5 protein-coding genes and 1 rRNA gene are annotated in these 6,982 nt (G+C 70.6%); 4 read left to right on the top strand and 2 right to left on the bottom strand.

Annotation, left to right across the window (positions count from 1 at the left end):
• Positions 1 to 192 precede the first annotated feature (192 nt).
• Positions 193 to 309: ribosomal RNA gene (rrf, locus tag VGB24_RS18940) — 5S ribosomal RNA — on the top strand.
• 54 nt (positions 310 to 363) lie between these two features.
• Here the strand turns inward: rrf and uvsE are convergent.
• Both uvsE and VGB24_RS18930 read right to left on the bottom strand, forming a co-directional pair.
• Positions 364 to 1,305, bottom strand: a complete 942-nt coding sequence (gene uvsE / locus VGB24_RS18935) for a UV DNA damage repair endonuclease UvsE (RefSeq protein ID WP_331074512.1) — start codon at positions 1,303 to 1,305, stop codon at positions 364 to 366.
• A gap of 101 nt (positions 1,306 to 1,406) precedes the next feature.
• Positions 1,407 to 1,796, bottom strand: coding sequence for a PAS domain-containing protein (locus VGB24_RS18930; RefSeq protein WP_331074511.1), 390 nt, complete (start codon positions 1,794 to 1,796; stop codon positions 1,407 to 1,409).
• A 253-nt stretch (positions 1,797 to 2,049) separates the two neighbouring features.
• On the opposite strand from VGB24_RS18930, the gene VGB24_RS18925 reads away from it, so the two are divergent.
• From VGB24_RS18925 to tkt, 3 genes are all read left to right on the top strand, one after another.
• Positions 2,050 to 2,442 (top strand): hypothetical protein, encoded by a 393-nt coding sequence (locus VGB24_RS18925; protein ID WP_331074510.1) that lies wholly within the window; start codon positions 2,050 to 2,052, stop codon positions 2,440 to 2,442.
• Between the two features lie 95 nt (positions 2,443 to 2,537).
• Positions 2,538 to 4,043: a gluconokinase gene (locus VGB24_RS18920; protein ID WP_331074509.1), complete on the top strand. Its 1,506-nt coding sequence runs from the start codon at positions 2,538 to 2,540 to the stop codon at positions 4,041 to 4,043.
• Between the two features lie 731 nt (positions 4,044 to 4,774).
• Positions 4,775 to 6,862: a transketolase gene (gene tkt / locus VGB24_RS18915; RefSeq protein WP_331074508.1), complete on the top strand. Its 2,088-nt coding sequence runs from the start codon at positions 4,775 to 4,777 to the stop codon at positions 6,860 to 6,862.
• The last annotated feature ends 120 nt before the right edge of the window (positions 6,863 to 6,982 follow it).

Genomic DNA, 6,982 nt, shown 5'->3' with positions numbered 1-6,982 from the left:
ACGTCGATAGGCGGCAGGTGCAGGGCGCGTGAGCGCTACAGCCGAGCCGTACTAAGGGCCCGTGAGGCTTGACCGGTCCTATTGGCCGGTCCACATGAGCCACACACATGCGCTCTCGTAGCCGCAGAGAGCTCGATCGTCCAAGAGAAGCAAGGCTTCGCTGCCTACCCAACACCCTGGTCTACTTTTATGGCCGGTGGCTATGGCGCGGGGGATCCACCCGATCCCATCCCGAACTCGGAAGTGAAAACCCGCTGCGCGGATGGTACTGCCGGGGCCACCCGGTGGGAGAGTACGGCGCCGCCGGCCTTAATTCACGAACGCCCGCTTCGAGCATCTCGCTCGGAGCGGGCGTTTGGCGTTCTATGGCCACAGCCCCAGCTTGTCGAGGTCGGCGCGCAGCTTGAGAAGCGCCACGTCCTTCATCTTGGCCTCGAGCATCACGTCGAACGGCTCCGGGCCTACCTCGCGCAGAAAGCCCGCGAACTCCCACGGGTGCACGTAGTCGGCGTGCTGCGACAGCAGCGGGGGCGCGAGCACTTCCTTCTTGCCGCGGGTGACCGTGCGCGAATCCAGCTTCGGCGACGAGAAGTGCACCTTCGGCTGCACGCCGGCGGGCCAGGTGCGCAGGGCGGCGCGGCAGGCTTCACCCATCGGCAGGGTGCCCGGGTTCAGCAGGTGGTGCTGGTGGTCGAAGATCAGCCGCACCCCCGTCGCCTCGTGCACGCGCAGGCAGTCCTGCACGGTGTACAGCGTTTCGTCGTTCTCGATCACCAGCCGCCGCCGGCCGGCCTCGGAGAGGCGCGGATAGTTCTCGATGAACCGCCCGATCGCCGCATTCTTGTCTCCGTAGGCGCCGCCCAGGTGGAGCACCACCACGGCCTCGGGCCCCTGCTCCATCGCGTCCAGCAGCTCGGCCTGGCTGTCGACGTCCCAGATCCCCTTGTCGCTGATGGCCGGGTCGAGCGCCGACAGCAGCACGTACTGCGAGGGGTGCAGCGACAGGCGGATGCCGCGCTCGCGGGCCGTGCGGCCCAGCTCGGCGAGCTCGTCGCGGCATTCCGGGATCTGGCCGTGGAACCGGGGCAGGTCGGGATGCGTGCAGTAGGGCACGAAGTCCGACGAGATGCGGTACATCCGGATGTCGGCCTTGTCGAGGTAGTCCAGGATGTCGCGCAGGTACTGGATGGAGGTGCGCACGTGCGGATCGCTCTGCCAGCGCCGCGAATCGTTGCTCTTCATCCCCTCGCGGCCCACCACCTTCACCGCGAATCCCAGCCTGCGGGGCCACTCTCGTTTTGCCATCCACCCTCCGCTCGTCGTCCATGGGCACAACAAAGGGGGCGCGGCGCTGGTGGTGCGCCCCGCCCCCGCTCCTTCAGACTGCGTTCCGCCGCGGCGAAAACTCAGGCCTGCGGCCGCTGCACCAGCACCCACACAGTGTCGGTGCTGGCGCTGTAGAACATGGAGATCACCACGTTCTTCTGCCGCCCGTCGCGAAAGCGGAACTGGTACGGGAAGACGGTGTGCAGGTTGCGCTGCTCCAGGCCCTGGAGGAAGGCGCCATGGAACTGCTGCACCTTGGTGCACGGCGCCACCTCGTCGAAGAAGCTCTTTCCGATCGCGTCCTTCTTGTCCACGTGCGCCAGGCTGCTTTCCGCCTGGTTGAACTTGAGCACCGTGCCGTTGCGGTCCAGCTGGATCATGCCCATGGGCAGGGTGTCGAGCTCGTCCTCGGTAAGCACGTCGGCGCGCGTCAGGACGTCGTTGGTGCCTTGGGTCGCGGTTGTCTGCATCGGAATCTGCTCCTGTGATTGACGGGGCCTGCGCGCCACCCGGCTACGCTGCCGCCCGTCGGCTTCCGCCAGAAACGTACCTTGTTGTATAAGGTTTGTCAAATGCTGTCGAAGCTGCGACAGTGCCTTGGATGGAACGCCAGTTGCACATGCCGTCGCCCCCCGGTGACGCGCGATTCGTCACGAGGAGCGCGCCGATGTGGTTGCGGCACCGGGACATCGGCCTGCTCACGAGAACACGGGGGAGTTCCCAATGGCGAACGACGATCGGAATCCGACGGACCAGGAGCTGGATACCGCGGGGCTCGACAACACGCCGGGCACCGGCTCGGGACTGGGCGCCGCGCAGTCGATGTCTGCCGCGGGCGGGGACGTGAGCGGGATGAGCGGCCCCGATGCGGGCGGCCGGGACTGGAGCAGGAGCGAAGGGCAGGCGGGCTCCGACTACCTGCATGGGTCCGACGAAAGCGACCGGCCGTCGCGGCACGGCGGGATGAGCAGCTCGCCCGGCGGCTCCAGCGGCTCGGGGCCCGGCACCGGTGCCGGGGCGGACGTGGAGGAAACGCACCGGCTGGCCCGGGAAGCGACCGAGCGGCTGCGCGAAGACTTCGACAACCGTGGGGTCAGCGGGACCGGGAACTTCTGATCACGGTCCGGGAGACGGGGCGCCTTCGCCGGCTGGCGGGGGCGCCTCGTCCGTTCGTGGCCCCGGCGCGCCTGCGACGGTAGATTGCGCTCCTCATGAGCACCGCCGTTCCGCCCGCCCGGCGCGGGCCATGGATCCTCGCGGTCGACGTGGGCTCGTCGTCCGTGCGGGCGCAGTGGCTGGACGCGTCTTGCGCGCCGCTCGCGGAGGCCGCGCGCGAGCTGTACGCGTGGGACTCCACGCCGGACGGCGGGATGCAGCTGGATGCGGAGTCGCTGCTGGCCCGCTGCCTCCGCGCCATCGACCGGGCGGTGGCGGTCGGCCGGGAGGCCGGGATCGAGCCCGCCGCCGTGGCGCTCGCAACCTTCTGGCACGGCCTGGTGGGGATGGACGCCGATGGATGCCCCGTCACCCCGCTCACCGGCTGGGGCGACGGCCGCGCCCGCGCCGCGGCGGATGCGTTGCGTGCGCGGCTGGACGAGAGTGCGGTGCACCGGCGGACCGGGTGCTTCGTCCACGAGGCGTACCCGGCGGCGCGGCTGGTCTGGCTCGAGGACGCGGCGGGCGATACCTTCCCGCGCGCCGCCACCTGGGGCTCCATCGGCGAGGTGCTGGCGCTGCGGCTGTTCGGCGAGGCGCGCACGTCGGTGTCGATGGCGTCGGGTACGGGGCTGATGGACCTGCGCCGGATGCGGTGGGACGATGCCGTCGTCGACGCGGTCGGTCTCTCGCCCGAGCGCCTGCCTGTCATCAGTGACGTGCCGCTGCAGGGGCTTCGAGGGGAGTTCGCCAGCCGCTGGCCGGAGCTGGCCGCGATCCCCTGGTTCCCCGCGTTGGGCGACGGCGCGTGCGCCAGCCTGGGGATGGGCGCGGTCGGCCGCACGGTGGGGCTGACGGTCGGCACGACGGCGGCGGTGCGCGTGCTGCGCGACGATCCCGCGCCAGTAGTTCCGCCGGGGCTCTGGTGTTATCGGCTGGATGCGCGGCGCACCGTCACGGGACGTGCGACGTCGAACGCGGGGAACATCTTCGCCTGGCTGCGCCACGTACTCGCCCTCCCGCCCGCGGACGAGTTGGAGGCGCAGCTCTCGGCGATGCGGCCGGCGGCGCACGGGATGACGGTGGTTCCGCGCCTGGTCCCGGAGCGTCCGCCCCGGCCCGAGGGACCGGATTGGGCGGTGATGGCCGGGATGACGCCCGCGACGGGGCCGGTGGAGATCGCGCGGGCGTGGCTGGAAGCGGCCTCGTTCACGATGGCGGACGCCCTGGATGCGGTGGAGGCGGACGGCGACCCGGCCGCGGAGGTGGTGGCCGGCGGCGGCGCGCTGCATGCGTCGCCCGCGTGGGCCCGCATGGTGGCGGATGCGCTCGGCCGACCGGTGCGCCTGGCACCCGATCCTGAGACCACGCTCCGCGGCGCGGCGCTGGTAGCGCTTGAGCGGCTGGGGGTGATCGGGGACGCGATGGAGTTCGCGGCGGCGGACCGCGCGGGCGTGGTGCTGCAGCCGGACGCGGAGGCGCACGAGGTGTATCGCGCCGCCCGACGCCGCACCGGGCTCGACGAGGGGCCGCAGCCGAGTGCTCAGAGACTGTCATCCTGAGGCCCAGGCGCACCGTACCGGCCCGTAGCACAGCCGTCGCGGGCCGAAGGATCTAGCCTGGGGCACGTACGAGGTCGGGCGCGGCAGCGGTCACGGAAGCCGAGGCCTCGGCTGCCGTGGGGCCCTCTCCCGTCCTCGCCTAGGCTCGTCCACCCTCTCCCACAAACAGCGTGGGAGAGGGGGTACACTTCGGGGTTGGGTGCGTGGTCCGTTGCGGCGCGTGGCCCCACGCCCCGTCCGGGCGGTTGAAACCGCGGCTGGAACGTCACGAAGTCCGCCTGCGCGGACTGCACCGGACGGTTCGGCGCCGAGAGCCAGCCGAAGCGCAGTTCAGGTCTCTCCCTCCCCTGCGAAGCGGGGGACGGGGGGAGGGGGCTCTCGAGGCATGCGAGGCACCCGGTCGAACCCCGATCGAAGTTCTCCTCTCTCCCGCGCAGTTTGCGGGGGAGAGGCCGGGAGAGGGGGAACCGCGGCATGCGCCGGAGCTGGCTTGCCCTCCCCGCGAAGTAGGACCGCGTCTCGGGATTTCGTAGACGCTGCCGCGCCCGGGCTCAGTGGCGCCCCAGGCAAGATCCTTCGGCGCGCGGAGGATGCACCGTGGGCGGGTGCGGTGCGCCTGCGCCTCAGGATGACAGGTTCTCGCTCCTCTCGCGGCTTTGATGCGAGGGAGGGGCTTGGGGAGGGCACTCTCCCAATCATGGTACGATCCACCCAGACGGGACGACACATCGATGGCCAATCCGGGCGCTGACTCGCGCGAGCTGGACCAGCTCTGCATCAACACCATCCGCACGCTGTCGATGGACGCGGTGCAGGCGGCCAACTCCGGCCACCCCGGCACCCCCATGGCGCTGGCGCCGCTGGCGTACGTCATCTGGACGCGCCACCTGAAGCACAACCCCGCCGACCCGAAGTGGGTGGACCGCGACCGGTTCATCCTTTCCGCCGGGCACGCGTCCATGCTGCTGTACTCGCTGCTGTACCTGAGCGGCTACGGCCTGACGCTGGACGACCTGAAGAACTTCCGCCAGTGGGAAAGCAAGACGCCCGGCCACCCCGAGTACGGGATGACCGACGGCGTGGAGACCACCACCGGCCCGCTGGGGCAGGGCTTCGCCAACGGCGTGGGGATGGCCATGGCCGAGGCGCACGTGGCCGCGGTGCACAACCGCCCGGACCACCCCATCATCGACCACTACGTCTACGCCATCTGCAGCGACGGCGACCTGATGGAGGGCGTGGCGGCCGAGGCGGCGTCCGTCGCCGGCCACCTGAAGCTGGGCAAGCTCATCTACTTCTGGGACGACAACCGCATCACAATCGAAGGCGACACGGAGCTGGCGTTCACCGAGAACGTGGAGCAGCGCTTCGAGGCGTACGGCTGGCACACGCAGCGGGTGGAGGACGGCAACGACCTGGAGGCCATCGACGCCGCCATCCGCGCCGCCCAGGCCGATCCCCGCCCGTCAATGATCTCCGTGCGCACCATCATCGGCTTCGGGTCGCCCAACAAGGCCGGCAGCGAAAAGGCGCACGGCGAGCCGCTGGGCGCCGAGGAGATCGTCAAGACCAAGCAGAACCTGGGCTGGCCCTCCACCGAGGCGTTCCACGTGCCGCAGGAGGCGCTGGACCACATGCGCGAAGTCGGTGCGCGCGGCGTGGAGCGGCAGCGCGAGTGGCAGTCGCGCTTCGACGCCTACCGCGCGGCGCACCCCGACGCGGCCGCGGCGCTGGAGCAGGCCCTTTCGCGGACGCTGCCCGAGGGCTGGGACGCGGACCTGCCGACGTGGACCAAGGACGACAAGCCCATCGCCACGCGCGCGGCGTCGGGTAAGGCGCTGAACGCCATCGCCAAAAAGGTGAACTGGCTGATCGGCGGGTCGGCGGACCTCGCCGGCTCCAACCTCACGATGATCGAGGGCGCCGGCAGCTTTCTGCCGCCGGACTACACCGGCCGCAACCTGCACTTCGGCGTTCGCGAGCACGCCATGGGCTCGCTGATGAACGGGATGACGCTGCACGGCGGGGTGCGCGTGTACGGCGGCACCTTCCTGATCTTCAGCGAGTACATGCGTCCCCCGGTGCGCCTGGCCGCGCTGATGGAGCAGCCCGCGATCTACATCTACACGCACGACTCGGTGGGCCTGGGCGAGGACGGGCCCACGCACCAGCCCATCGAGCAGCTTCCGTCGCTGCGCACCATCCCCGGGCTGATCGACCTGCGTCCGGCGGACGCCAACGAGACGGTGGAGGCGTGGCGGTTCGCGATGGAGCACAACGAGGGGCCCGTCTTTTTCGCCCTCACCCGGCAGGCGCTGCCGCACATCGACCGCGAAACGATGGCCCCCGCGGCCGGGCTGCGCCGCGGGGCGTACGTGCTGGCGGACGCCGAGGGCGGAGACCCGCAGGCCATCCTGATCGCCAGCGGCTCGGAAGTCGCGGTCGCCCTAGAGGCGCGGGAAGCGCTGGTGGCCGACGGGATCCGCGCGCGGGTGGTGAGCATGCCCAGCTGGGCGCTGTTCGCCCAGCAGCCGAAGGAGTATCGCGACGAGGTGATTCCGCCCGCCGTAAAGGCGCGCGTGGCCATCGAGGCCGCGCACCCCATGGGCTGGCACCGCTGGGTGGGCGAGGGCGAGGTGATCGGCATCAGCCACTTCGGCGCCTCGGCCCCGGCGACTCGCGTGTTCCAGGAACTGGGCTTCAGCGCCGAGAACGTCGCGGCCAAGGCCAAGGGGCTGCTGGGGATCGGCAGCGGCCACGCGCAGGGCGCCGGCGACGCCGGGCCGACGGCGCACGGAACCGATGAGAAGAGTGCGTGAGTGCGGAAGTGCGTGAGTGCGGAAGTCGCTTCCATGCACGGCAGCCGACGGTGGCATCCAGGGCGGTGCCGTTCACTCCCGCACTAACGCACTAACGCACTGACGCACTTTCAAGAGAGC

It is taken from the genome of Longimicrobium sp., assembly GCF_036399935.1.
GTDB lineage: Bacteria > Gemmatimonadota > Gemmatimonadetes > Longimicrobiales > Longimicrobiaceae > Longimicrobium.
Note: the sequence above shows the minus strand (reverse complement) of the source record. Positions and strands in the feature narration are given on the sequence as shown.

What these genes read in the sequence shown, in the direction of transcription:
- uvsE (WP_331074512.1), bottom strand. Translation starts at nt 1,305, where the DNA reads ATGGCAAAACGAGAGTGGCCCCGCAGGCTGGGATTCGCGGTGAAGGTG.
- VGB24_RS18930 (WP_331074511.1), bottom strand. Translation starts at nt 1,796, where the DNA reads ATGCAGACAACCGCGACCCAAGGCACCAACGACGTCCTGACGCGCGCC.
- VGB24_RS18925 (WP_331074510.1), top strand. Translation starts at nt 2,050, where the DNA reads ATGGCGAACGACGATCGGAATCCGACGGACCAGGAGCTGGATACCGCG.
- VGB24_RS18920 (WP_331074509.1), top strand. Translation starts at nt 2,538, where the DNA reads ATGAGCACCGCCGTTCCGCCCGCCCGGCGCGGGCCATGGATCCTCGCG.
- tkt (WP_331074508.1), top strand. Translation starts at nt 4,775, where the DNA reads ATGGCCAATCCGGGCGCTGACTCGCGCGAGCTGGACCAGCTCTGCATC.